This is a genomic window from Jatrophihabitans sp., assembly GCF_036000465.1.
Classification (GTDB): Bacteria; Actinomycetota; Actinomycetes; order Mycobacteriales; family Jatrophihabitantaceae; genus Jatrophihabitans.
In genome coordinates, this window is record NZ_DASYFV010000014.1 from 1 (window position 1) to 22,765 (window position 22,765).

The 22,765-nt window shown below is 72.0% G+C and carries 24 protein-coding genes and 1 pseudogene; 13 read left to right on the plus strand and 12 right to left on the minus strand.

Translation table 11 applies throughout. From position 1 onward, the window contains the following. Window positions 1–1,097, minus strand: a 1,097-nt coding sequence (locus tag VGN18_RS05700; RefSeq protein WP_327538687.1) for an HNH endonuclease signature motif containing protein, incomplete at its 3' end; no start/stop codon positions are given. A gap of 134 nt (window positions 1,098–1,231) precedes the next feature. On the opposite strand from VGN18_RS05700, the gene VGN18_RS05705 reads away from it, so the two are divergent. Next, window positions 1,232–1,984: an SDR family oxidoreductase gene (locus VGN18_RS05705; protein WP_327538688.1), complete on the plus strand. Its 753-nt coding sequence runs from the start codon at window positions 1,232–1,234 to the stop codon at window positions 1,982–1,984. Between the two features lie 12 nt (window positions 1,985–1,996). Here the strand turns inward: VGN18_RS05705 and VGN18_RS05710 are convergent, their stop codons facing one another. After that, complete coding sequence (locus VGN18_RS05710; RefSeq protein WP_327538689.1) at window positions 1,997–2,389, minus strand: ATP-binding protein; 393 nt, start codon at window positions 2,387–2,389, stop codon at window positions 1,997–1,999. A 75-nt stretch (window positions 2,390–2,464) separates the two neighbouring features. Between VGN18_RS05710 and VGN18_RS05715 the strand changes: the two genes are divergently transcribed. The 4 genes from VGN18_RS05715 to VGN18_RS05730 are packed head-to-tail and all read left to right on the plus strand — an operon-like array spanning window position 2,465 to window position 5,944. After that, on the plus strand, window positions 2,465–2,800 hold the full coding sequence (locus VGN18_RS05715; RefSeq protein WP_327538690.1) for an STAS domain-containing protein: 336 nt from the start codon (window positions 2,465–2,467) through the stop codon (window positions 2,798–2,800). A gap of 51 nt (window positions 2,801–2,851) precedes the next feature. Then, complete coding sequence (locus VGN18_RS05720) at window positions 2,852–4,639, plus strand: SpoIIE family protein phosphatase (protein ID WP_327538691.1); 1,788 nt, start codon at window positions 2,852–2,854, stop codon at window positions 4,637–4,639. Window positions 4,640–4,652: 13 nt separating this feature from the next. Next, window positions 4,653–5,534: a mechanosensitive ion channel family protein gene (locus VGN18_RS05725; RefSeq protein WP_327538692.1), complete on the plus strand. Its 882-nt coding sequence runs from the start codon at window positions 4,653–4,655 to the stop codon at window positions 5,532–5,534. Further along, window positions 5,534–5,944, plus strand: a complete 411-nt coding sequence (locus VGN18_RS05730; protein ID WP_327538693.1) for a hypothetical protein — start codon at window positions 5,534–5,536, stop codon at window positions 5,942–5,944. The genes VGN18_RS05725 and VGN18_RS05730 overlap by 1 nt, the downstream gene beginning before the upstream one ends. Before the next feature lie 9 nt (window positions 5,945–5,953). Here VGN18_RS05730 and VGN18_RS05735 read toward each other — a convergent pair whose 3' ends face one another. After that, the gene (locus tag VGN18_RS05735; protein WP_327538694.1) at window positions 5,954–6,226 is read right to left on the minus strand and encodes a hypothetical protein; all 273 of its coding nucleotides are present in this window, start codon (window positions 6,224–6,226) and stop codon (window positions 5,954–5,956) included. A gap of 87 nt (window positions 6,227–6,313) precedes the next feature. After that, window positions 6,314–7,075 (minus strand): ANTAR domain-containing protein, encoded by a 762-nt coding sequence (locus VGN18_RS05740; protein ID WP_327538695.1) that lies wholly within the window; start codon window positions 7,073–7,075, stop codon window positions 6,314–6,316. 156 nt (window positions 7,076–7,231) lie between these two features. On the opposite strand from VGN18_RS05740, the gene VGN18_RS05745 reads away from it, so the two are divergent. Next, window positions 7,232–7,945, plus strand: a complete 714-nt coding sequence (locus VGN18_RS05745) for a GAF and ANTAR domain-containing protein (RefSeq protein WP_327538696.1) — start codon at window positions 7,232–7,234, stop codon at window positions 7,943–7,945. Window positions 7,946–8,040: 95 nt separating this feature from the next. Beyond that, entirely contained in the window at window positions 8,041–8,451 is a 411-nt protein-coding gene (locus VGN18_RS05750; protein ID WP_327538697.1) for an STAS domain-containing protein, read from the plus strand. Between the two features lie 6 nt (window positions 8,452–8,457). On the opposite strand, the gene VGN18_RS05755 is transcribed toward VGN18_RS05750, so the two are convergent. Both VGN18_RS05755 and VGN18_RS05760 read right to left on the minus strand, forming a co-directional pair. Continuing rightward, a complete protein-coding gene (locus tag VGN18_RS05755; protein ID WP_349259844.1) occupies window positions 8,458–9,480 on the minus strand; it encodes an NADPH:quinone reductase in 1,023 nt (340 codons plus the stop codon). Window positions 9,481–9,500: 20 nt separating this feature from the next. Further along, window positions 9,501–10,064: a type 1 glutamine amidotransferase domain-containing protein gene (locus tag VGN18_RS05760; RefSeq protein ID WP_327538699.1), complete on the minus strand. Its 564-nt coding sequence runs from the start codon at window positions 10,062–10,064 to the stop codon at window positions 9,501–9,503. 138 nt (window positions 10,065–10,202) lie between these two features. On the opposite strand from VGN18_RS05760, the gene VGN18_RS05765 reads away from it, so the two are divergent. From VGN18_RS05765 to VGN18_RS05775, 3 genes are all read left to right on the plus strand, one after another. Then, on the plus strand, window positions 10,203–10,919 hold the full coding sequence (locus VGN18_RS05765) for a beta-phosphoglucomutase family hydrolase (RefSeq protein ID WP_327538700.1): 717 nt from the start codon (window positions 10,203–10,205) through the stop codon (window positions 10,917–10,919). An 11-nt stretch (window positions 10,920–10,930) separates the two neighbouring features. Beyond that, entirely contained in the window at window positions 10,931–13,312 is a 2,382-nt protein-coding gene (locus VGN18_RS05770) for a glycoside hydrolase family 65 protein (protein ID WP_327538701.1), read from the plus strand. A 99-nt stretch (window positions 13,313–13,411) separates the two neighbouring features. After that, on the plus strand, window positions 13,412–15,979 hold the full coding sequence (locus tag VGN18_RS05775) for a hypothetical protein (RefSeq protein WP_327538702.1): 2,568 nt from the start codon (window positions 13,412–13,414) through the stop codon (window positions 15,977–15,979). Between the two features lie 56 nt (window positions 15,980–16,035). On the opposite strand, the gene VGN18_RS05780 is transcribed toward VGN18_RS05775, so the two are convergent. From VGN18_RS05780 to VGN18_RS05790, 3 genes are read right to left on the minus strand one after another with little or no spacing between them, the layout of a single operon-like run. After that, window positions 16,036–17,001, minus strand: coding sequence for an LLM class F420-dependent oxidoreductase (locus VGN18_RS05780; RefSeq protein WP_327538703.1), 966 nt, complete (start codon window positions 16,999–17,001; stop codon window positions 16,036–16,038). A gap of 46 nt (window positions 17,002–17,047) precedes the next feature. Next, the gene (locus VGN18_RS05785; protein ID WP_327538710.1) at window positions 17,048–17,542 is read right to left on the minus strand and encodes a DUF6328 family protein; all 495 of its coding nucleotides are present in this window, start codon (window positions 17,540–17,542) and stop codon (window positions 17,048–17,050) included. Further along, window positions 17,539–17,862, minus strand: coding sequence for a plasmid stabilization protein (locus tag VGN18_RS05790; RefSeq protein ID WP_327538704.1), 324 nt, complete (start codon window positions 17,860–17,862; stop codon window positions 17,539–17,541). Before VGN18_RS05790 ends, VGN18_RS05785 begins: the two co-directional genes overlap by 4 nt. Before the next feature lie 68 nt (window positions 17,863–17,930). Here VGN18_RS05790 and VGN18_RS05795 point away from each other — a divergent pair, with 68 nt between their 5' ends. Both VGN18_RS05795 and VGN18_RS05800 read left to right on the plus strand, forming a co-directional pair. Further along, entirely contained in the window at window positions 17,931–19,895 is a 1,965-nt protein-coding gene (locus tag VGN18_RS05795; protein ID WP_327538705.1) for a neutral/alkaline non-lysosomal ceramidase N-terminal domain-containing protein, read from the plus strand. Between the two features lie 55 nt (window positions 19,896–19,950). Beyond that, entirely contained in the window at window positions 19,951–20,640 is a 690-nt protein-coding gene (locus tag VGN18_RS05800; protein WP_327538706.1) for a phosphatase PAP2 family protein, read from the plus strand. Here VGN18_RS05800 and VGN18_RS05805 read toward each other — a convergent pair. Next, entirely contained in the window at window positions 20,621–21,199 is a 579-nt protein-coding gene (locus tag VGN18_RS05805; RefSeq protein ID WP_327538707.1) for a TetR/AcrR family transcriptional regulator, read from the minus strand. The two genes, VGN18_RS05800 and VGN18_RS05805, sit on opposite strands and share 20 nt — an antisense overlap. Window positions 21,200–21,361: 162 nt before the next feature. Then, entirely contained in the window at window positions 21,362–21,517 is a 156-nt protein-coding gene (locus VGN18_RS05810; RefSeq protein ID WP_327538708.1) for a DUF6131 family protein, read from the minus strand. Window positions 21,518–21,657: 140 nt separating this feature from the next. Between VGN18_RS05810 and VGN18_RS05815 the strand changes: the two genes are divergently transcribed. Next, a complete protein-coding gene (locus VGN18_RS05815) occupies window positions 21,658–22,716 on the plus strand; it encodes a serine/threonine-protein kinase (RefSeq protein ID WP_327538709.1) in 1,059 nt (352 codons plus the stop codon). Here the strand turns inward: VGN18_RS05815 and VGN18_RS21075 are convergent. Then, window positions 22,679–22,765: pseudogene (locus VGN18_RS21075) on the minus strand (DNA-binding response regulator); the annotation flags it as partial. The gene VGN18_RS05815 and the pseudogene VGN18_RS21075 sit on opposite strands and share 38 nt — an antisense overlap.

The window sequence follows — 22,765 nt, forward strand, 5'->3', positions numbered from 1 at the left end:
CCGGTGGGGCTGGTCCAGTGGGTGACGCCGTCGCCGGTGCGGTGGACCGACCAGCCGGCCTCGTGCTTGAGATGATGGTGTCGAGGACACAGCAGGTGCAGGTTGTCGGGGTGGGTCGGGCCGCCGGCCAGCCACGGCACGATGTGGTCGATCTCGTCACGCGTGGCGCGGCAGCCGGGGAAGCGGCAGGTGGTGTCGCGGTCCTTCACGAACCGGGCCATCGCCGCGGGTGGTTCGTAGTTCGGGCTGGTCTCGAGCACCTGACCGGCCGGGTCGGTCAACAGCCGCCGCCAGGTGCCGGTCGGGTCCTCGGCCAGGCGACGGGCGACCGCGGCCGGGACCGGCCCGACCCCCTTGAGTTCGCCGGCCTGCTCGTCCATCCCGAGCAGCGTGGACAGCGACACGATCACCTCGACCGCGGGACCGGCGTTCGGCCGCAGCTCACCGCGGCCGAGATCGGCCAGCGCATCGGCACGGCGCTGCTCGAACGTCCGCTCATCCATCCCCGCGGTGGCGCAGGCCATCCGAGTGAGCGTGTTCATCAGGGTGGCGAGCTCGTCGCTGGGCATCACCGCGCGCAGTTCACCCATCCCGTCGCTGCGGTGCGCGGCACTCACGCACCGCTCCTCGACCGGGTCCGGCCTCGCCTCGGGCGGGCGGGTGTCCAACGACGCCACCGCACGGCGGGCACAGGCCCGGAACTGGGCCGGCGTCTTCCCGGCCGCCCGCGCGAGCACCCGCTCCTCCACCAGGGTTGCGGTCGCATCATCGAGGCCGAGGGCCTCGTCGGACAGCGCCCGGGCGTGATCGAGGGTCAGCTCACCCCGGGACAGAGCGTCGAGCGTGGCCGGGAACCGCCCGACCAGATCCTGCGCCGTCGCCACCCGCGCCCCCGCCGTCCGGGACGGCAGCCGCAGCACGGCCGCGACCTCGTCGACGACGTACTGCTTGTCGGGCGATTCCAGGAACGCAGGCACCGGCAGGGCGGCCAACTCGGCCAGCGTGTCCTGCAACTCGGCATCGATGCGGGCCTGCACCTTCTGGAACGTGACAAGCCGCGTCAGCAACCGATCTCGCACCTCGAGGCTGCCGTCCATAGATCGAATTCTAGGGAGAGGGTCTGACACAAATCGGCCCGCAAACCCCTGCTGCACAAAGGAATCCGACGGATTTCGCCATCAGCGAAACGCTTGCCTGTTCTCCCCCGCCCATTAGGGGCAGGATGAGCCGCATGGACCTTCAGCTGCACGGACTCAGCGTCCTGGTCACCGGCGGCACTCGCGGCATCGGCCGGGCGATCGTCGAACAGTTCCTCGCCGAAGGAGCCGCCGTCGCGTTCTGCGCCCGCGACGCCGACGGCGTGCAGAAAGCACAGGAGCAGCTCGGCGGGCGGGCCATCGGCACCGCACTCGACGTCGCCGACGCCGCGGCCCTCGCGAACTGGGTGAACCTCAGCGCCGAGCAGCTCGGCGGCATCGACATCGTGGTGTCCAACGTCAGCGCGCTGGCCATCCCCGACGAGCCGGACAACTGGACGGCGTCGTTCGAGGTCGATCTCATGGGCGCGGTGCGGCTGGTCAACGCGGCGATGCCCTACCTCGAGGCGAGCGACGCCGCGTCGATCGTCGCGGTGTCGAGCGTGTCCGGCCGCGAGATCGACTTCGCCGCCGGCCCGTACGGCACGCTGAAGGCCGCGCTGATCCACTACCTGCAGGGCCTGGCCAACCAACTGGCCGCAAAGGGCATCCGGGCCAACTCGGTGTCGCCCGGCAACGTCTACTTCGAGGGCGGGGTCTGGCAGTCGATCGAGCAGAACCAGCCCGAGTTCTTCCAGGTGGCGATGGACCTCAACCCGACGAAGCGGATGGCCACACCCGAGGAGATCGCGCGCACGGTCGTGTTCGTCGCGAGCCCGGCGTCGAGTCGTACCAGCGGGGCGAACATCCTGGTCGACGGGGCGCTCTCGCGCGGCGTCCAGTTCTGAGGCAGGGCGCCGTCAGGCCGTCCGCGGCGCCCGCACGAACAGCTCGGCCCAGACGCGCTTGCCCCGGCCGTACCGCTCGAAACCCCATTCGTGGGCCAGCGCCGAGACGATCATGAGGCCGCGACCGTGCTGGTCGTCGTGGTCAGGGCGACGCTGCCTCGGCTCGCCACCGGCGTCGTCGTGCACCTCGATGCGCACCAGGTCGTCCCGCGCGCTGAGCCGCAGCTCGGTCGAGTCGCACCACGCGTTGATCGCGTTGGTGAGCAGTTCACTGACGATGATCTCGGCGTCGGCGATGGCCGCGTCCGCACCCGCGCTCTCGCCCAGCATCTGGGTGAGGTTGCGTCGCGCGAAGCGCCGCGCCGCCGCCGGCGAGCCGGCCGCGCACGGGTATTTCTCGCTCATTCGCCACTTCACATCTAGGGGTGTACCCGCGCGACGCGTGTGCTGATCGAAGCGGGGTTAGGTATCTTCGAACGCGTGCAACTGACTCAGGAATCGGGCTCGGGCGGAGCCGTCCGTCTCGTCGTGTCCGGCGAGATCGACATGAGCAATGCCCAGCAGGTCCGCGACGCCGGGATCGCGGCGGTGACGGCCGCTGATGTCTCCGAACTCGGGGTCGACCTGTCGGCGGTCACCTTCCTGGACTCCACCGGGCTGGGTGCTCTCGTCGCGGTCCGGACCGCCGGGGCCGACCGGTCCCGCGCCGTCCGGATCACCGCCGCGTCGCCGCGGGTGCGCCAGGTCATCGAGGTGTGCGGCCTCAGCGCCGAGTTCGGGCTGGATTCGACCGGTTCGGTCACCGGCGCCGACTGAGCGCCTTCCCGACACCCGGGGCGGATCCCGGCCCGTCGATAGGATCGCTGCGTGGATACCTCGGTGCGGGTCGGCGACCTGCTGCGCCTGAGCGCGGTCGAGGCCACCGGCCTGCTCGACACCCCGGCCGAGGAACCGTTCGACCGCCTGGCCCGGCTCGCGTCCCTCCTGCTCGACGCCCCGTATGCCTTCGTGACCGTCGTCGACGCGACCCGCTCCTACTGGAAATCCTGCGTCGGCATCGACGCCACCGACCCCGCTGACCGGCAGAACCCGGTCGAGGAGTCGTTCTGCCAGTACGTCATCGCCACCGAGGAGCCGCTGATCATCGGCGACGCCGCGGCCGACCCGCGCACGGCCGGCAACCCGTCGATCGAGTCGATGGGCGTGGCCGCCTGGGCCGGCTACCCGCTGCGCTCGACCAGCGGTCAGGTGCTCGGCACGTTCTGCGTCGTCGACACCGAGGTCCGGCAGTGGACCGAGCGGGACGCCGCCGTGCTCGAGACGCTGGCGGCGGCCGCGAGCGGCGAGGTGGCGCTGCGCACGGCGGTGGCGACGGCCACGACGGCGACCGCCGCCGCCCGCGCCGGCCAGGAGCGGCTCACCTTCCTCGGCGCGGTCAGCGACCTGCTGGCCGGTAAGAGCAACGCCGAGGAGGCGGTCGGCGCGCTGGCCCACCAGGTCGTGCCCTACCTCGCCGACTGGGCCGTCGTCACCGTGCTCGACGACGTCACGCACGAGCGCCGCGACCTCGGCCGGGGCCATCGCGACCCCACGATGCTGGCCGCGCTGGACGACTACATCGCACTGCACCAGCCGGCCGAGAACTCACCCATCCCGACCGCCATCCGCACCGGCGAGCCGGTGATCATCGAGACGGTCGACGACGCGCTGATCCGCCGCAGCCTGCCCCACCCCGAGGCCCGCGCGGCGCTCGCCGAGCTGGATCCCGGCTCGGTCGCCGTGTTCCCGCTGCGCGGCCGCGATCACCCGTTCGGCGCCATCGCGCTCTACAACGCCGCCCCGCGCGGACGGCACACCGCCGAGGAGTTGCGCGTCGGGCAGGAGATGGCCCGCCGCGCCGGCGCGCTGCTGGAGAACGTGCGCCTGCACGACCAGCAACGCCGCCTGGCCGAGACGTTGCAGCGCAGCCTGCTCTCGTCGCCGCCCGCCCTCGGCGGTCTCGACGTCGCCGTGCGCTACCTGCCCGCGGCGGGTAACCGGGTCGGCGGTGACTGGTACGACGTCTACGAGGAGCCCGACGGTTCCACCGTGCTCGTGATCGGCGACGTCGTCGGCCACGATCTGCAGGCCATCGCGGTCATGGGCCAACTCCGCACAATGACCCGCACCATCGGCTACGACCGCATGGCCTCGCCGGCCGAGTTGCTCGGCCGGGTCGACGACGCGATCCGCGGCCTCGCCGTGCGCAGCCTGTGCACCGCTGTGGTGGTCCGGCTCCGGGCGGCCGACCGCACCGACGAGGGCATCCCGTTCACCTGGTCGTGCGCGGGGCACCCGCCGCCGTTGCTGGTGCGCGACGACGGCACCGCCGTCGCCCTCGATGCCGCCCCCGAGTTGCTGCTCGGCGTGCGGCCCGACACCCGGCGCACCGACCACAACGCCGTGCTGCCGCCCGGAGCCACCCTGCTGCTCACCACCGACGGTCTGTTCGAGCGCCGCCACCTCGCCTTCGAGGACGCACTGGACCGCCTGCGCCGCACCCTCGCCGGGCTCGCCGAGCACCCCATCGAGGACCTCTGTGACAAGTTGATCGCCGACATCGGCGTCCGCGCCGGCGAGGACGACATCGCGCTGATCGCGGTGCGGCCGGTATGACGGGCACCCGCCGATGACCCTCGCCGTCACGCCGCTCAACGACGTGGGCCTGTGGGCCCGCAGCAACCTGCTCGTCGTGATCCTGCTGATCGTCGGCGCGATCCTGGTGACCCGCTTCGCCAACTGGGTCAGCAACCACATCACCGGATCGATCGACCGGCAGGCCGAGCAGACCGACGTCCTCGTGCGCTCGGAGGCCATGAAGCATCGACATGCCGTCACCCAGGTCGTCACCTGGACCATCCTGGTGCTGATCTACTGCCTCACCGCCGTGCTCGTCGTACGCCTGCTCGGCTTCCCGATCTCCGGCTTCGTCGCCCCCGCCACCGTCGCCGGCGTGGCCCTCGGCTTCGGCGCGCAGCGCGTGGTGCAGGACCTGCTGTCCGGCTTCTTCATCGTCACCGAGCGGCAGTACGGCTTCGGCGACGTCGTTCGCCTGGCCGCGATCGGCACGACCCCGACGACCGGCACGGTCGAGGAGGTCACCCTGCGGATCACCCGCATCCGGTCCCTGGACGGCGAGGTGATCACCACGCCCAACGGGCAGATCGTGCAGGTCACGAACCTCTCCCGCGACTGGGCCCGCGCGGTCATCGACGTCCCGGTGCCGGTCAGCGCCGACGTCACGCGGGTGAACGACGTGCTGCGCGCGGTGTGCGACGAGGCCTTCGACGACGACAAGCTGCGCCCCCTGCTGCTCGACCCGCCGTCGGTCATGGGCATCGAGAGCATCGAGGTCGACCAGGTCAACGTCCGAGTCGTCGCCCGCTGCCTGCCCGGCAAGCAGTTCGACGTGGGCCGGTCGCTGCGGGCTCGGATCACGATCCGGCTCGCCCGCGAGGGCATCACCGTCGCGCCGGCCCTGGGCACGGACGAGAGCGGCGGGACCGACTGATGGCGCCGTGGCTGCGCGACTGGTGGCGCGACCGGGGCCGGCCCCGGACGTCGACCCTCGTGCTCTCCGCGATCTTCCTGACCACGCTCGTCGTCTACTTCCTGGTCCGCCCGATCGAGGCCAACCATCACGTGCCGCAACGGCGGGCCACCGTCGTGCTCCCGTCGACCTCCGCCTCGGTCACGCCGACGCCGTCGAGTTCCGCGGCGCCGTCCAGTTCCGCCACGTCGAAGGTGCCGTCGTCGTCACGCGCGGCCACACCCTCCCCGTCGACGACCACGACCGGTCCGACCGCGCCGTCCTCGTCCTCGTCCTCGTCGAGCAGCGCGGCGCCGTCGGCCTCCAGCGGTTCCTCGTCGTCGCCGATCGGCAGCCCGAGCCTGCCGTCCGCGACGGCGACCAGCCCCTGATCCGCTCCCTCAGCTCGACACGAGCGACGAGGGGCCGTCGGAGGACTCCTCGACCCACGCCGGTACCGGGAAGCCGCGCAGCCAGGGCCGTTGGGTGTCGAACACGGTGTGCTCCGAGCGGACGCCCGGCACGCGGTGGTCCCAGCAGCACACGAGTCGCTCGCCGCGCGCGCAGAACATGACGGCGTGCTCGCCCTCGTGACCCGCTGCGAGCTGGCAACGGGGGAGATCCGCGTCGGGATCAGCCAGCCGAGCCGAGCACCGGATGTCCAGGTCACGCACCGGGACCTCCCTCAACTACAAAGGGGCAGCTCGCGGTGTGAGCTCGTAAGCGAACTTTCCCACTTCGCCCCGACTCGAATCAGATTCTCAGGGGCGGGAGCCGGCCGCCGGGCCCGGCAGTTCGCCGGTGCGCACGACCTCATCGGCGATGGCCCGCAACTTGCGGTGCTGTCGCTGGCTGACGTCCCTCAGGCGCGCGAACGCCTGCTCGGCCGTCAGCAGCTCGCGGGCCATGATGATGCCCATCGCCGTGCCGATCTGGCGGTTGCTCGCCAGCGCGATCTTGAGGTTCGCGGCCTGGTCGCGGTAGCGCGCGCCCTCCATAGCGAGCACGACGAACGAGGCGAACGCCGCGGCGATCTCGAGGTCGAGCGGCTCGAAGGCGTGCGGCCGGTCGGCGTAGAAGGTCAGCGCGGTCGCGTCGCCCGATCCGGTCTGCAGCCGGACGCCGAGCACGGCCCGCGCCCCGGCGGCCAGGGCCCGGGCCGAGAAGACCGGCCAGCGCCCGTCGTCGGCCAGATCGGGCACGTGCACCAGCGCACCGGCGTGCTGGGCGTCGAAGAACGGGCCGTGGCCGGCCTCGCGCTGAGCGGCGTCCAGCGCCTCGGCCAGCTCGTCGCTGCCGGCCAGGGTGCGCACCCCGCCGTCGTCCGGCGCGGCCGAGCTGAGGGACGCGCGCTCGCTGTGCGGCACGGCGGCGGCCGCCAGCCAGACCAGGAGGCCGGGGTCGGGAACGCCTCCCTCACCGAGCTGGACCGGCGGGTCGGACGGCCCGGGCCCGAGCGGCGCCGGGACGCCGCGATCCCCGTCGTGCGGAGCAGGTCGCGACACGGCCGGCTCGTCGATCATCGTTCACCAAACCTGAGGGCGAGGGCGGTCGTCCGCACCGGTTCGACGGCGAGCGCGCCGTGCACGGTATAGAACCTCCGGCCCCCGACACGAGCGGCGTGCCGGTGATCTCGACCGCGATAAACTGCGCCCTGTGCTGCACCACTGCGAGCGACGATGACGATCGACGACCGGGCCGTGAGCCGGGTTCTCACCATCCTGTCCGACATCGGCCCCGAGATCGCCAACGCCGGACGCCCCGACCGCGCGCTGGAGGTCATCACCCGGCACGCCACCACCGTCGTTCCCTCGAGCGCCTGCGCCGGCATCACCCGCGCCACCAACTCGGGCTTCGAGACGGTTGCGCCGACCGATCAGCTGACCCTGCGCGTCGACGCCATCCAGTACGAGCTCGCGAGCGGGCCCTGCGTCGACGCCGCGCTGACGGACGCGGTGTTCCGCGCCGGCGATCTGCGTCAGGATCCCCGCTGGCCCGAGTTCGGCGCCCGTGCCGCCGAGCAGACCGGAGTCCTCAGCATGCTGTCGTTCCGCATGTTCTTCGAGGACGTCGACCACATCGCCGCGCTGAACCTCTACGCCGTCGAGCCCGACGCCTTCGACTCCGAGGACGAGCTCGCCGGCCTGGCCATCACCACCTTCGGGGCCCTCGCGGTCACGAGCGCCCGGCGCCAGGAGCGCATCACCAACCTCGAGCGCGCACTGGAGAGCAACCGCGACATCGGCGTGGCGATCGGCGTGCTCATGGGCCTGCACCGGGTCACCCGCGAGGAGGCGTTCGACCTGCTCCGCCTCGCCAGCCAGGCTCGGCACCGCAAGCTGGTCGACATCGCGCACGATGTCGCCCAGACGGGCAGCCTCGACATCTCCTGAACCGACTCAAGATCCACACCTAACAGGGACCGAATACCAGGCGGGTAGGACGGATTCGGGCCGAACCACGGCCCGATCTCCGGACGGAGTGCGTTGTGGGTGCCGTGCCATCGTCCGATCCGTCGCGCGGGTGGCGCACCGAGGGGCTCACCATCACCGTCGTGACCGACCCCGACCTACCGGCCCGGATCCGGGTCGTCGGCGAGCTCACCGGCGACCGCGTCGACCTGCTGCACGACTGCCTGAACACCCACCTGCGCAGCGGCGGGCGGCATGCCGGCCTGGACCTCGCCGGGGTCACGAGCATCAGCGACGACGGGTTGGCCGTGGTGCTGGCTGCCCACCGCGCCTACCGCCGGCTGCGCGGCACTCTGATCGTGTCGTCGGTGAGCCCGGACGTGCGCCGGCTGATCACCGCCACCGAGGCCGACCGGGAACTGCTCATCGACGCGCGGGCCGACCTGGCGCCGCTGACCGACACCCCGATCCGCGACGTCGCCGGGTGACTCCGCTCAGTCCGTGACGTCGATCAGCACCTTGCCGACCGTGCCGTCCTGCACGGCGCGATGGGCGTCCGCGGTCCGTTCGAGGGGGAAGTGCGTGAGCGGCAGGCCGATGTCCTCGCCGACCGCGATGGCCCGCGCGACAAGCGCCGTGGTGAGGTCGTCGCGGGCGATCGCCTTGGCCGCCGCCGGCACCGAATACAGCAGCACGAACTGCCACCGGACGTTGCGGACCATCGACGGCCGGATCGGCAGGGTCACCTCGTCGCCACCGTCGTTGGCGTAGATGGCGACGGCGCCGCCCGGGCCGATCACCGCGGCGTCGATGGCCGCGTTGGCCGCCGGGGCCACCTCGACGACGACGTCGACGCCGTCCGGGGCGATGCGACCGACCTCGGCCACGACGTCCTGCTGCCGGTAGTCGATGACGTGCTGCGCGCCGGCGGCCGTGGCGAGTCGTGCCTTGGCCGGGCTGCTGACCGTCGTGATCACGGTCGCCCCGGACCAGCGGGCGAGCTGGATCGCGGCGTTGCCCACCGCCCCCGCCCCGCCCGCCACCAGAACCGTGCGACCGTCGAGCGCCCCGGGTCCGAGGTGCTGCGGACCGCTCTCGGCAACCGTCAGGCAGCGGTGGGCGGTGACGAACGGGACGCCGAGGGTCGCGCCGAGATCGAAGGACGCGCCGGTCGGCAGCGGCACGACGTGGCCCGCAGGGATCAGGGCCAGCTCCTGCGCGGTGCCCTCGGGACGACCGAACGCGGCCTCCCAGACCCAGACCCGCTGCCCGATCAGCGCGGTGTCCACCCCGGCCCCGACGGCCTCGACCACACCGGCACCGTCCTGGTTCGGGACGTTCGGGGTGCTGAGGTCCGGCGTGGCCGTGGCCCCGCTGCGGGTCTTCCAGTCGGTCGGGTTGACCCCCGAACGGTGGATGCGCACCCGCACCTCGCCGACCCCGGGCTCGGCGATCGCCTTGTCGACGACGTGCAGCACCTCGGGGCCGCCGAGCTCGGTGAAGACGGCGGCGCGCATGGTCCGGAGGTCGGTCACGATCAGCCCGCCGCGGCGAACGCGTCGAGGAGCGCGCCGTTGAACGCGTCCAGGTCGTCAGGGTTGCGGCTTGTGACGAGGGTGAAACCCCGCTCGCGACAGGTGATCGACTGCTCGTCGCGCCACTCGCCCCCGGCGTTTCGGATGTCGGTCTGCAGGCTGGGCCAGCTGGTCAGCGTCTTGCCCGCCAGCACCCCGGCCTCGACGAGGCTCCACGGCGCGTGGCAGATGGCCGCGATCGGCTTGCCGGCGTCGACGAAGTCCTTCACGAACGCCATCGCGTCGGCGTCCATGCGCAGCTTGTCCGGGTTGGCCACCCCGCCGGGCAGCACCAGCGCGTCGAAGTCGGCGGCCGAGGCCGAGCCGACGGCCTCGTCGGCGTCGAACGTGTCGCCCTTGTCGACGTCGCCCTTCACCGCCTGCACCGTGCCCTTCTCCGGCGCGACCAGCACCGGCCGCCCGCCGGCCGCCTCGACGGCCGACCACGGGCTCGTGAGTTCCACCTGCTCCACGCCGACGTTGGCGACGAGGAACGCGATGCGCTTGCCGTTGAGTTCGTTGCTCATGAGTGTGGGGTGCCTTTCGGTCTGGACCGCGCTCGGGTTGAGCGCGCGGCGACCGGAATCGCCTCTCCTGACGAGCTACCCCGGGTCGGGGATTGATACACAGGTTGGTTTCCAGCGGGTTGGGACACACTCGAGACTGTGCTGGGACTCCCCGATCCGATCAGTGTCTGCCTCTTCGACCTCGACGGCGTGCTCACCGACACCGCCGCCGTGCACCGCGCCGCGTGGAAGCACGTGTTCGACGAGGTGCTGGCGAAACACGACCAGAAGCCGTTCTCCACGGACGACTACAACGACTACGTCGACGGCAAACCGCGCCTCGACGGTGTGCGCGACTTCCTGAAGAGTCGCGACCTCGACCTGCCCGAAGGCGACGACGACGCCTCCGACGTCGAGACCGTGCACGGCATCGCCACCCGCAAGAACGACGAGGTGCAGCGCCGCATCGCCCGCGACGGGGTCGAGGTGTACCCGGGCTCGCGGCGCTACCTCGAGGCCGCCGCCGCCGCGGGGCTGCGCCGCGTGGTGGTCTCGTCGAGCGCCAACACCGAGCAGGTCCTGCGGGTCACCGGCCTCGAGAAGTTCATCGAGCACCGGGTCGACGGGCGCACCATCGACGAGCAGGGGCTCGCCGGGAAGCCCGCCCCCGACTCGTTCCTCGAGGGCGCGCGGCTGGCCGGCGTCGAGCCCGCCGCCGCGGTGGTCTTCGAGGACGCGACCTCCGGCGTCGAGGCCGGGGCCCGCGGGCACTTCGGCTACGTGGTGGGCATCAACCGGCTCGACCAGGGGCACGCCCGCGACCTCGCGAAGCACGGCGCGGACGTCGTGATCGACGACCTCGGCGACCTGCTGTGACGGACGAGCCCATGGACAGAGGACACGATCGGGCTCGCTACCCGGTCGAGCCGTGGCAGGTGCGCGAGATCGGCCTCGACACCACCGCGCTGGGCCAGACCGAATCGCTGTTCGCGCTGTCGAACGGGCACATCGGCATCCGGGGCAACCTCGACGAGGGCGACCCGAACGGCCTCCCCGGCACGTACCTCAACTCGTTCTACGAGACCCGACCGCTCCCCTACGCCGAGTCGGGCTTCGGCTATCCCGAGTCGGGCCAGACGGTGCTCAACGTGACCGACGGGAAGCTGATCCGCCTGCAGGTCGACGACGAACCCTTCGATCTGCGCTACGGCGAGATCCGGCACCACGAGCGGGTGCTCGACCTGCGCCGGGGCCAGCTGCGGCGCGAGGTCGAGTGGGAGTCGCCGGCGGGCACCCGGGTGCGGGTGCGCACAACGCGGCTGGTGTCGCTGACGCGCCGGTCGGTCGTCGCGATCCGCTACACCGTCGAGGCGGTCGACCGTCCGGTGCGCATCGTCGTCTCGTCCGAGCTGGTCGCCAACCAACCGCTGCCGCGCCAGTCCGACGACCCGCGCGTGTCCGCGATCATCGAGGAGCCGCTCGAGGCCGTGATCAACGACGCCTCGGAGGGCCGCGCGCTGCTGGTGCACCGCACCCGGGCGAGCCGGCTGCAGGTCGCGGCCGGGATGGCCCACGACGTCCCCGAGCACGACCACTGCCGCACCGAGCTGGTCGCCCACCACAACTGGGCCCGCCTGACCGCCTCGACGGAGGTTGTCCCGGACGACCCGTTCACCTTCACCAAGTTCGTCGCCTACGGCTGGTCGAGCGAGCGCTCGGCCGCCGCGCTCGCCGACCAGGTCGACGGCGCCCTGGTGAGCGCCCTGCAGGCCGGGTGGGACGCGATCGAGGCCGAGCAGACCGAGCACTTCGAGGACTTCTGGCGCGGGGCCGACGTCGAGATCGAGGGGGCGCCGGCGATCCAGCAGGCCGTCCGCTTCGGCATCTTCCACTCCTACCAGGCCGGTGCCCGCGCCGAGCAGCGCGCGATCCCGGCCAAAGGCCTCACCGGGCCGGGCTACGACGGGCACGCGTTCTGGGACACCGAGATGTTCGTGCTGCCGCTGCTGACCGCCACCGCCCCGGGCGCCGCCGCCGACGCGCTGCGCTGGCGCGTCCGCACCCTCGACCTGGCCCGCGAGCGGGCGCGCACGCTCCGCCTCGAGGGCGCCGCCTTCCCGTGGCGGACGATCCGGGGGCAGGAGTGCTCGGCCTACTGGCCGGCCGGCACGGCCGCCCTGCACATCAACGCCGACATCGCCGGGGCGGCCGCCCGGCACGTCCGGTGGACCGGCGACACCACCTTCGAGCGCGAGCAGGCGCTGCCGCTCTACGTCGAGACGGCGCGGCTCTGGGTGTCCTACGGCTACGACGCGGCCGACGGCGGGTTCCACATCGACGGCGTCACCGGCCCGGACGAGTACACCGCGGTCGTCGACGACAACATCTACACCAACCTGATGGCCCGGCAGAATCTGCGCGCCGCCGCCGCGGCGGCCCGCCGCTGGCCCGACGAGGCGGGCAGGCTGTCGGTCACCGACGCCGAGGCCGAGCGGTGGGACGACTGCGCCGAGCGCATGGCCATGCCGTACAGCGACGAGCTCGGCGTGCACGAGCAGGATCGCGGCTTCACCCGTCGGGCCCGCTGGGATTTCGCCCGCTCCGACCGCGACGGCGAGTACCCCCTGCTCCTGCACGCCCCCTACTTCGAGCTCTACCGCAAGCAGGTGCTCAAGCAGGCCGACCTGGTCCTGGCGATGCACTGGGCGGGGGACGCATTCACCGCCGGGGAGAAGGCGCGCAACTTCGCCTACTACGACCCGCTGACCGTCCGCGACTCGTCGCTGTCGGCCTGCACCCAGGCGGTGCTGGCCGCCGAGGTCGGGCACCTCGAACTCGCCGCGGCGTACCTGACCGAGGCCGCGCTGATGGATCTGCACGACCTCGAGCACAACGCCGGCGACGGCCTGCACATCGCATCGCTTGCGGGCGGCTGGCTGGCCGCCGTCGCCGGTTTCGGCGGCCTGCGCGACCAGGGGGAGCACCTCGCGTTCCGCCCGCAGCTCGCGCCGGGCTGGCAGCGGCTCGCCTTCCACCTGCGCTACCGCGGCCAGCGGCTGCACGTCGAGGTCGAGCCCGGATCGGTGCGCTACACGAACGACGGACCGGACGACCTGACCATCGTCCACATCGACGGCGAGAAGTCCGAAGCGCTGGTGCTGGGCCCGGACCCGGTCGAGCGCGCGTGGCACGCCGTCACGCCCCTCACGCCGGCTCCGGAGCAGCCCGCGGGACGTGCTCCGAAGCAGGCCACCGACGCCGCTGGGTGACGCGTGTAACAAAGCGGACAGCCCGCTCGATCTGGTGAGTATCCCGCGGGGCGGTGAACAGCATCGGCCCCGCGTTCACTCATGTGGGGGTCACACCAGATGGCTCTGCTCAGGTCAAGGACGACACGGTGGGCTGCGCTCGGCGTAGCGCTCGCCTCGTCGATCGCACTCGGAACGAGTGTCCCGGCCCAGGCCGGGGAATCGACGAAGTCCGCGGACGACGCCACCGAACTGCTCGCCCGCTTCAGCGAGCTCGACCAGGCGCGCACCGCGCCGACCGGGCTGGTCGCCCCCGGGGCCTACTCGGCCGCGGTCGCCCAGCTCTCCGCCCTCCCGGCCGCGCCCGGCGCGTGGACCGAGATCACGAAGACGCCGTACAACTCCGACGACCCGCGATACCGCGACCCGGGGGCGTCCAACTCGAGCGGCGGCGCCGGGTACGTCACGGGACGCGTCCAGGCGGTGGCCACCGACACGCAGTGCATCTTCGCCGGCGGGGCCGCCGGTGGCGTGAACCGCTCCTGCGACGGCGGCACGTCGTGGACGGCGATCGGCGACGCCCTGCCGACCCAGTCGATCGGCTACCTGCGCATCGCGCCCGACGGCGCGCTGTGGGTGGCCACCGGTGACGGCACGACCGGCTCCGGAACCTACGTCGGCACCGGTGTGTACCGCCTCGCATCGCCCGACTCGGCGACACTCACCCCGACCGACCGCGTCGGTGGCACCGAACTCGAGAGCCAGGTCATCCGCGGCCTGACGATCGACCCGCAGGGCAACCGAGTCTTCGCCGCCGGTTCCCGGGGTGTGTACGCCCACGCGCTGACCGGATCGCTCACGACGGCGTGGACGAACGTGCTGGCGCCGTGCCGCAGCGGGATGCTGAGCTGCACCGACGTCAACTCGAACTACTGGGACATCGCCAACGACATCGCCGTCCAGCCCGGCACGGGCGGGCAGGTCGTGCTCGCCAACGTCGCATGGCGCAGCGGTGCGGCCTACAACGGCTTCTACCTGTCGAAGAACGCCGGCGCCTCCTGGACGAAGGTCAACCCCGGTGGCGCGATCAACCCGAAGGACATCGGCAACTCGACCTTCGCCTACGGCGCCGACGGCACCCACCTCTACGTCGAGGTCGAGTCGCCCCAGGCGCTGAACTCGGGAGCGGCCAGCGCGCTGCAGGGGGTGTACGTGTCGCTCAGCGGCAACGTCGCCGGTCCCTACAACCTCATCGCCAACGTCTCGAAGCTGGCGCAGAGCGGCTCGGCCGAACGCAAGCAGCGCATCGGCGGTGGCTACCAGCCCGGCGTGCAGGCCTGGTACAACCAGTTCGTCGGCGTCGACCCGGCCAACCCGAACCACGTGTACATCGGGCTGGAAGAGGTCTACGAGAGCTTCAACACCGGCGCCACCTGGAACGCCGTCGGGCGGTACTGGAACTTCGGCTTCGCCTGCTGGAGCAACTTCGACTCGCAGAGCACCTGCGACGGCAACGTCGTGCACTCCGACCAGCACACGATCGCGTTCGGTTCGGGCAACACGGCCGGCCAGGTGCTCGTCGGCAACGACGGCGGCCTGTACAGCCGCTCGGTCAAGCCCGGCACGACGTCGTGGAAGTCGCTCACGCGCTCGGGCCAGCTCGACCAGCTGCAGTACTACTCGGTGGCGGTCGGCAAGGACGTCCAACCCGGCGCTCCGACCGGCTCGGTCCAGGTCTGGGGCGGTCTGCAGGACAACGGGGTCTCGCTGCTCGACCCGCAGAACAGTGGCCAGGTGTCCCCGTTCGGCGGCGACGGCGGCGACCAGCTCGTCGACCCGAACAACGGCTGCCGCACGGTCGGTGAGTACGTCGACCTGACGCTGCAGATGACCACCAACTGCGGCAAGGCCGACGGTTCGCCGGCGTCGGACTCGGCGATCATCACGATCGCCCCGAACGACCCGCTGCCCCGCTTCATCGCGCCATTCAGCATCGACCAGTCCGACCCGAACATGTGGGTGGCCGGCGGCGAGTTCGTCTGGACGAACACGAAGACGTGGAGCTCGACCAGTGGCGCGGACTGGACCCAGGCCGCCGATTCGGGTGCGGGGCACTCGATCACGTCGCTGGTCAGCCGGAACCACACCGTGTGGGCCGGTTGGTGCGGCAGCTGCAACCCGGGCTCGGCGTTCAACCGCGGCGTGCTCTCCAACGCCGGCGGTTCGGGTTACCGCCAGCTGGCGATGCCGTCGAACGTGCCGCTGCGCATGGTCACCGGGGTCACGGCCGATCCCACCGACCCGAACAGCGCGTACGTCGTCTTCGGTGGCTACTCGCGCACCTGGACCGACGGCCCGGGCAACCTGGCCGCCGGCACCGGTCACGTGTGGAAGGTGACGGCACAGGGTTCGGTCGACGCCAACGGCAACGAGAACGCGACCTGGACCGATGTCAGTGGCAACCTCCCGGACATCCCGGGTGACTCCCTGCTGATCACGGGCAACCGGGTGGTGCTCGCCACCGACCTCGGGGTCGTCGAGACGACGCTGTCGCAGCTGCAGTCCCGCGCCCCGTCGTGGTCGCGCGACGCCGTGCCCGACACGATCGCCACCAAGACGGTCGCCGGTCCGGACGGCAACCTCTACGTCTCGACCTTCGGACGCGGGATCTGGCGCTCTACCCTCTAGCCAGCCCGATGCGTCGGCCCACCGCTCCCCTAGCGGTGGGCCGATGCATTTAACGGCTACAGGCGGCGCAGGGCCGGGAGCAGTTCGGCTTCGGCCCAGTCGAGGAACTCCGGCTGGGTGTCCCCACCGACCTGCACAACGGCGACGTCGGTGAAGCCGGCCTTGACGAACTGCTCGACCGCGGCGACGTGCGCCTCGACGTCGGGGCCGCAGGGGATGTTCTCGGCGACGTCCTCCGGCTTGACGAACTGGCTGGCCGCGGCGAACCCGGCCGGCCCGGGCAGCTCGGCGTTGACCTTCCAGCCACCGGCGAACCAGCGGAACTGGTCGTGCGCCCGCTCGATCGCCTTGTCCCGTGAGGGGTCCCAGCTGATCGGCACCTGGCCGATGCGCGGCTTGCCCAGCCCGCCGACCTCGTCGAACTGCCGGCCGAGTTCGGCGTCGGGCTCGACGGCGATCAGCGCGTCGGCGTAGCGCCCGGCCAGAGCGACCGACTGCTTTCCCGACACCGCGATGCCGATGCGGGGCGGCGTGTCGGGGAGGTCCCAGAGTTTCGCCGAGTCGACCCGGTAGTGATCGCCGACGAAGTTCACGTAGCCGCCGGCGAAGAGCTCGGTGATGATCTGCAGGGCCTCGTCGAACATCTCGTGGCGGACGTTCGCCGCCGGCCAGCCCTGCCCGATGATGTGCTCGTTCAGGTTCTCCCCCGCGCCGAGACCGAGGGTGAACCGACCCTCGCTGAGCAGCGCCACCGTCGCGGCCTGCTGGGCGACGACGGCCGGGTGGTAGCGCATGATCGGGCACGTCACGTAGGTCATCAGGTCGACCCGCTCGGTCGCCTGCGCCACGGCCCCGAGCGTGGCCCAGGCGTTCGGCGCGTGCCCCTGGCTGACGAGCCACGGGAAGTAGTGGTCGCTCATCACCTCGAAGTCGAAGCCGGCCGCCTCGGCCCGCACCGCGTCGCGGACGAGTTCGCGCGGGCCGGTCTGCTCGGTCATGAGGGTGTATCCGATTCGCGTCATACGAGAGCAGTACCCGCCGGTCCCGGCCGATCAACCGGGGTCCCGGTCACTCCTCCGGACGTCGCCGGAGCAGCAGGGGCACGACCAACCAGGTGATCGCCACGATCACGCCGAGCGTGATCGTGATGGTGAGCGCGACGGTCACACCGGTCACGAAGTCGACGACGAGGACGACCGCGCTGAGGATCGCGACGGCGAGGCAGGCGAGCCCGGCCGAGGCGAGCCGCGAGGTGATCGCGACGACCTCGTCCTTGCGGTTGCGGCGGAAGAGCACGCGATGGGCCGCGACGGGCGCGATCAGCAGGACCGCCGCCGTCGCGGCACTGGTGAGCGTGATCAGGTACAGCACCCGCTGCGCCTGGTCGATCGTCGTGAAGCGCTGCTGGAACGCGATGCCGAGCAGGAATGCAAACAGGATCTGCACCCCGGTCTGGGCGACCCGCAGCTCCTGCAGCAGCTCGGCGTAGTTGCGGTCGAGCCGTTCGGCCTCGGTCTCGTCGCGACCGTCGTCGGCCCGCTCCCGCCCGGCCGCGGCGATCAGCTCACCGCCTTCTCGAGCTCGGCCTTGGTCATGGACGAGCGGCCCTTCACGTTCTGCTTGCGCGCGTCGGCGTAGAGCTGAGCCTTGGTGCGCCCCTGGGCGCCGCGGTGTGAACGCAGACCGCCCCGCCGCGACGAGGAGATGTCGTCGGTCGAGGTGCGGCTCGCCTGCTCCGACTCGCCCGATCGCGCCCGGTTCTTGTTGACGGTGCGGGCCGCGATCTCCTTGGCCACCTTCTCCGGGCGCCCCTGGTCCTCGAGGCTCTCCTTGATGTTCTCGTACTGGCGTTCCCGCTTCTTGCTCCATGCCTGCTGCGGCATCGTGACCTCCGGTGTCCGTCGTCCGCCCCCTCTGCCGCGGTGATACCCAGCTGCGCCAGACTTCGCACGTGCCCGACAACCCCCTGACCGCGCTGGCCGACGACCCGCCCGCGCGCGTCGTGCTCGATGTCGCGCCGCCACCGGACGCCGAGCTCCCCCACATCGACGGCCTGCTCGCCGGTGCCGCCGAGGTCGACATCACCCCACCGCCCGGCATGCCGAAGGCGGGGCACTCGTCGAACGCGCACACCGGCACCGGCTTCCGCACCCGGCTGCGCGCGCACGTGCTGCACCTGCGGGCGGGCTCGATCTCCATGGCGCTGGTGCAGTGCGACCTGCTGGCCGGGTCGGCCGTCGTGGCCCAGCTCGTGGCCCGCGCGGTCGCCGACGACACCGACGTCCGGCTCCCCGGCCTGTTCCTCGGGGCGACGCACACCCACGCCGGCCCCGGCCAGTTCCACGGCAACGGCGCGATGAACCGGTTCGCCTCGAACCACTCGGGTTTCGACCCGGCCTTCACCGGCTGGCTGGTCGACCGGATCGCGGGCGCGGTGCGCGAGGCCGTCGCCACACGGCGCCCCGCCCGCCTCGCCACCGGTGCGACCGAGGTGTGGGGCCTGACCCGCAACCGCTCGATCGAGGCGCACGTCCGCAACGACACGTTCCCCGACCGCTCCACGCCGCCGCAGCGCAAGTACGAGGCGGTGAACCCGTGGCTGCACCTGATCCGGGTGGACGCCGCGGACGGCGATCGTGAGCCGCTCGCCGCGGCGGTCGTGTTCTCCGTCCACGGCACCGGCATCTCGTCGCGCGACCATGCCTACAACGCCGACGTGTGGGCGTACCTCAAGGGCGAGGTCGCGGCGCACGTGCAGCGGACTACCGGTACCCGCCCGGTCGTCGGGGCGATGGAGGGCACGCACGGCGACGTCGCGCCGGCCGTCCGGCCCGGGCTGCTGGTGTACCCCGAGGCCGAGCGGGTCGGACGCGGCATCGGTGCGGCCGCGGCCGACCTCTTCGACCGGCTCGAGGGCGAGCTCAGCGACAGGGTCGAGCTGGCCGCGGGGCTGCGCGAGATCGACCTCGGCACCGGTCCCGAGGTCGACGGCATCGTGCTGCCGGCACCCGCGTTCGGAATGGCCACCATGGCCGGGGCGCGGGAGAACACCACGCCGGTCGTCCACCGCATCCCCCCGTTCCGGCCCGGCTCGCCGAAGCCGGGGGCGCGGGGACCGCACGGCGCCAAGTGGATCCCGCTGGGCCGCCGGCTCCACGACCGGATCATCCCGCCGTCGAGCTTCCCGAGCGTGCTGCCGATCCAGGCGTTGCGCATCGGTGGGACGCTCGTGCTGGGCCTGCCGTTCGAGGTCACCGTGGAGGCCGGGCGCCGGGTCGAGGGCGCGGTGCGCGACGCGATCGGGTCCGGCATCGAACGCGTCGCCGTCTCGTCGCTGGCGAACGAGCAGTTCTGCTACCTGACCACGCCGGCCGAGTACGGGCTGCAGCGCTACGAGGGCGGGAACACGCTGTACGGCCCGCAGAGCCAACCGTTCACGGCCGCGGTCGCGAGCCGGCTGGCCCGCGATGTCGTCGCGACGGGCTGGGTCGCCGATCAGCTGCCGGCCCGCCGGTTCGACTTCGCGGCGCGGCGCTTCCTCGCCCGGCCGGACGGCCGCGTCGTCGTGCCCGCGGCGGCCGTTGCGCCCGGCTTCACCGACCCGACCGCGACCGAGGACGGCTTCTGGGAATTCAGCTGGTTCGACGCCGCGCCGGGTGACCTCGCGTGGCACGAGCCGATCGCCCGGGTCGAGACCCGCAGCGCGGACGGCCGTTGGGTCGTCGCCGAGCACGAGGGCCGGCCGGTCGACGACCAGGGCTATCACCTGGGCGTCGTCCACCTCGGGTCCGACCGGTCGGGGCGGTCCCGCTACGCCGCGCGGTGGTACACCGCCTACACCGGCCCGGATCGTCCGCACCGGATCGTCGTCGCATCGGCTCACGGCGGCGAACTCGCCTCGGACGCGTTCAGCTGAGGATCCACCGATGGGCCGCCGGGTGAGCCGCCGGCGATCCGGGCACGATGAGGGCGTGACCGACACCGGGACGCGATCCCTCGACCGCTTCGCCGTCCGCTTCACCGCCGGCGCGGCGGTCGTGCTCGTCGCGCTGGCCGGTTTCGCGCTGGTGCTGGGTCTGGTGGCCGCCGGGTGGGGACCGCTGCACCGGCTCGACCTCCGCATCGACGACCGGCTGAACCACTACTTCGCCGCGCGCCCCGGGGCGACCTCGTTCTGGCGCGGCGTGAGCACCGTCGGCCAGCCCGCGACCTTCGAGGTCCTGGCCGTCGTCGCCGCGATCGTCCTGTGGGTCCGGCGCAACCGGCGGCTCGCCCTGTTCGTCGTGGTCACGGTCCTCGGGTCCAGCGCCTTGAACAATGTCGTCAAGTTCCTTGTCGATCGCGCACGGCCGCACGTCGAGGTCGCTCTGACCCACCCCGCGGGGTCGTCGTTCCCGAGCGGGCACGCCATGGCGTCGTTCGTGGCGCTCGGCCTCGTCGCCCTGCTCGTCCGCTGGTCCGCCCGCCCCGCGGTCGCCGGGCTCGCGGCGGCCGGCTGCCTGCTCGGCGCGCTGCTCGTCGGCTTCAGCCGGCTCGCCCTCGGCGCGCACTACCTGTCCGACGTGGTCGGCGCCTGGCTGCTCGGGCTCGCCTGGCTCGTCGCCCTGTTCGAGGTGTTCGGGGTGGCCCGCACCCGCGAGGTCAGCGAGTCGCGGCCTTGAGCCGCGCCACCGACTTCGGGTCGGCCTCGAGGAACACCAACCGGGTGACCTCCTCGAACATCTGAGGCAGCCGCTTCAGGTCGACCGGATGCTCCCTTTGCTGGGTACCGACGAGCAGGTTCATCGCCATGCGGGTGAGCAGCCGGGCGCGGGCGCGCTCGACCCCCAGCGCCGCCATGGCATCGACGAGATGCCGCTCGCGGCGCTTGTCGACGCGGGCCACGACCTCGGCGACCTCGGGATTGCTGCGGCCCCAGGCCCGGATCGCCGCTTCGGGGGCGTGCGGCAGCCCGACCCCGATGTCGATCAGACCGGTGATGCGCAGGGCCGGATCGGGCTGGGCCCGCGACACCGCGATCAGCCGCTCGCTGTGCTCGCTCTCCCAGAACAGCAGCAACGACTCGGCGAAGCCGGGCATACCGGCGAAGTGGTGGTAGAAGGAGCCCTTGGTCACGTCGAGCCGCTCGCACAGCAGGGCGATGGTCATCGATTCGCTGCCGGACTCGCCGAGGATCGCGAACGCCTCGCGGTAGTAGTCCTCTGCACGCAGACGTTCCATGGCTCCTCCTCGGCACCGGCGTCGAACTCACTGACCATACCTCAAGGTATGGAGGGTCGACCGCCGGGCGAGTCGAATCCGAGTCTAGATGACGCGAAACAGCCGCCGACGTCGTTGTCGGCGGCTGTTCCGTACGTGCGTAAGCGCAGGTACCAGTGGGGTTTAGTACCAGTGCCTGCGGCCACCAACCGCGCGGCCGGTGCCGCCGAGAAGGGCCAGGATGGCGCCCACGACAACGAGGATGATGCCGAGGGTCCAGATGATCGGCACGCTCGCGACGAAGCCGATGATCAGGAGAATGACGCCGAGCAGAATCATGACGACCTCCGGGTCGCTAATGTGGTCCGTCGCCTGTGACGGGCAACCATTGGCTACCCGCCCCGGGTCAACCGCAAACCATTCGACGGTCAAGTACTTTCCGCGTTAGATTTCTGGCCCGGCTGGGCAATCCCTCAGGCATGACCGCAGTCGAGGCCCGGGTGCTCGCCGATCGCTACCGGCTGGGCGCGCTGCTCGGACGCGGCGGGATGGCCGAGGTCTTCCGCGCCCGTGACGAGCACCTGCAACGCTTCGTCGCGGTCAAGGTCTTCCGGCGCGACCCCTCGCTCCCCGAGGAGGAGGTGCGCCAGCGCGCCGAGGTGCAGATCCTCGCGAGCCTGTCGCACCCGTGCCTCGTCGCCGCCTACGACGCGGGCACCGACGACAGCCGGCCCGACGACCCGTGCTCGTTCCTCGTCCTCGAACTCGTCGACGGTCCGACCCTGCGCTCGCGCATCGCCGGCGGCCCCCTGCCGGCCGACGAGGTGCGCGACCTCGGGCGCCACCTGGCCTCGGCCCTCGCCTACGTCCACGAGCGCGGGGTGGTGCACCGCGACGTCAAACCGGCCAACATCCTGCTCGCCGACTCCCCCACCGACGCCGGCGAGACGATCCCCAAGCTCACCGACTTCGGGGTGGCCCGCCTGCTCGACGGCACGGCCCTGACGAGCTACGGAATGACCGTCGGCACGGCCAACTACCTGAGCCCGGAACAGGCCCGCGGTCACCGGGCCACCCCGGCGAGCGACGTGTACTCGCTCGGCCTGGTGCTCATCGAGGCCCTCACCGGGCGCCTCGCCTTCCCCGGCTTCGGCGTCGAGGCCGCCATCGCCCGGCTGCACCGCGACCCCGACGTGCCGGGCGAGTTCGGCGCGGAGTGGACCCGGCTGCTGACGCAGATGACCGCCGCCGACCCGGCCGAGCGGCCGGCCGCCGGCGACATCGCGCGCCGGCTCGGCTACCTCGGCCTCGAGTCGTCGGTGCCCTGCTCGTCGGAGGAAGAAGACCTCTTCGCCGAGCTCGTCGGCCCGCTGGCCGGCATTACCTGGACGTCCGAGGTGCCGCCGGCGCGCCGGCGCCCCCGGCACCGCGCCGAGACCCCCCGGGCCCGCCGGGGCGCGCTGCTCGGCTCGCTCGCCTCCGTCGCCACGCTGGCCCGCCTCACGGGCGGTAGCGGTACCCCATCCCGGGCTCGGTGATGAGGTGCCGGGGCCGGCTCGGCTCGGGCTCGAGCTTGCGCCGTAGCTG

Excerpts from the sequence above, each read along its gene's own strand:
- VGN18_RS05705 (WP_327538688.1), top strand. The coding sequence starts at position 1,232 with ATGGACCTTCAGCTGCACGGACTCAGCGTCCTGGTCACCGGCGGCACT.
- VGN18_RS05710 (WP_327538689.1), bottom strand. The coding sequence starts at position 2,389 with ATGAGCGAGAAATACCCGTGCGCGGCCGGCTCGCCGGCGGCGGCGCGG.
- VGN18_RS05725 (WP_327538692.1), top strand. The coding sequence starts at position 4,653 with ATGACCCTCGCCGTCACGCCGCTCAACGACGTGGGCCTGTGGGCCCGC.
- VGN18_RS05730 (WP_327538693.1), top strand. The coding sequence starts at position 5,534 with ATGGCGCCGTGGCTGCGCGACTGGTGGCGCGACCGGGGCCGGCCCCGG.
- VGN18_RS05740 (WP_327538695.1), bottom strand. The coding sequence starts at position 7,075 with ATGATCGACGAGCCGGCCGTGTCGCGACCTGCTCCGCACGACGGGGAT.
- VGN18_RS05745 (WP_327538696.1), top strand. The coding sequence starts at position 7,232 with ATGACGATCGACGACCGGGCCGTGAGCCGGGTTCTCACCATCCTGTCC.
- VGN18_RS05755 (WP_349259844.1), bottom strand. The coding sequence starts at position 9,480 with ATGCGCGCCGCCGTCTTCACCGAGCTCGGCGGCCCCGAGGTGCTGCAC.
- VGN18_RS05760 (WP_327538699.1), bottom strand. The coding sequence starts at position 10,064 with ATGAGCAACGAACTCAACGGCAAGCGCATCGCGTTCCTCGTCGCCAAC.
- VGN18_RS05770 (WP_327538701.1), top strand. The coding sequence starts at position 10,931 with ATGGACAGAGGACACGATCGGGCTCGCTACCCGGTCGAGCCGTGGCAG.
- VGN18_RS05775 (WP_327538702.1), top strand. The coding sequence starts at position 13,412 with ATGGCTCTGCTCAGGTCAAGGACGACACGGTGGGCTGCGCTCGGCGTA.
- VGN18_RS05780 (WP_327538703.1), bottom strand. The coding sequence starts at position 17,001 with ATGACGCGAATCGGATACACCCTCATGACCGAGCAGACCGGCCCGCGC.
- VGN18_RS05790 (WP_327538704.1), bottom strand. The coding sequence starts at position 17,862 with ATGCCGCAGCAGGCATGGAGCAAGAAGCGGGAACGCCAGTACGAGAAC.
- VGN18_RS05805 (WP_327538707.1), bottom strand. The coding sequence starts at position 21,199 with ATGGAACGTCTGCGTGCAGAGGACTACTACCGCGAGGCGTTCGCGATC.
- VGN18_RS05810 (WP_327538708.1), bottom strand. The coding sequence starts at position 21,517 with ATGATTCTGCTCGGCGTCATTCTCCTGATCATCGGCTTCGTCGCGAGC.
- VGN18_RS05815 (WP_327538709.1), top strand. The coding sequence starts at position 21,658 with ATGACCGCAGTCGAGGCCCGGGTGCTCGCCGATCGCTACCGGCTGGGC.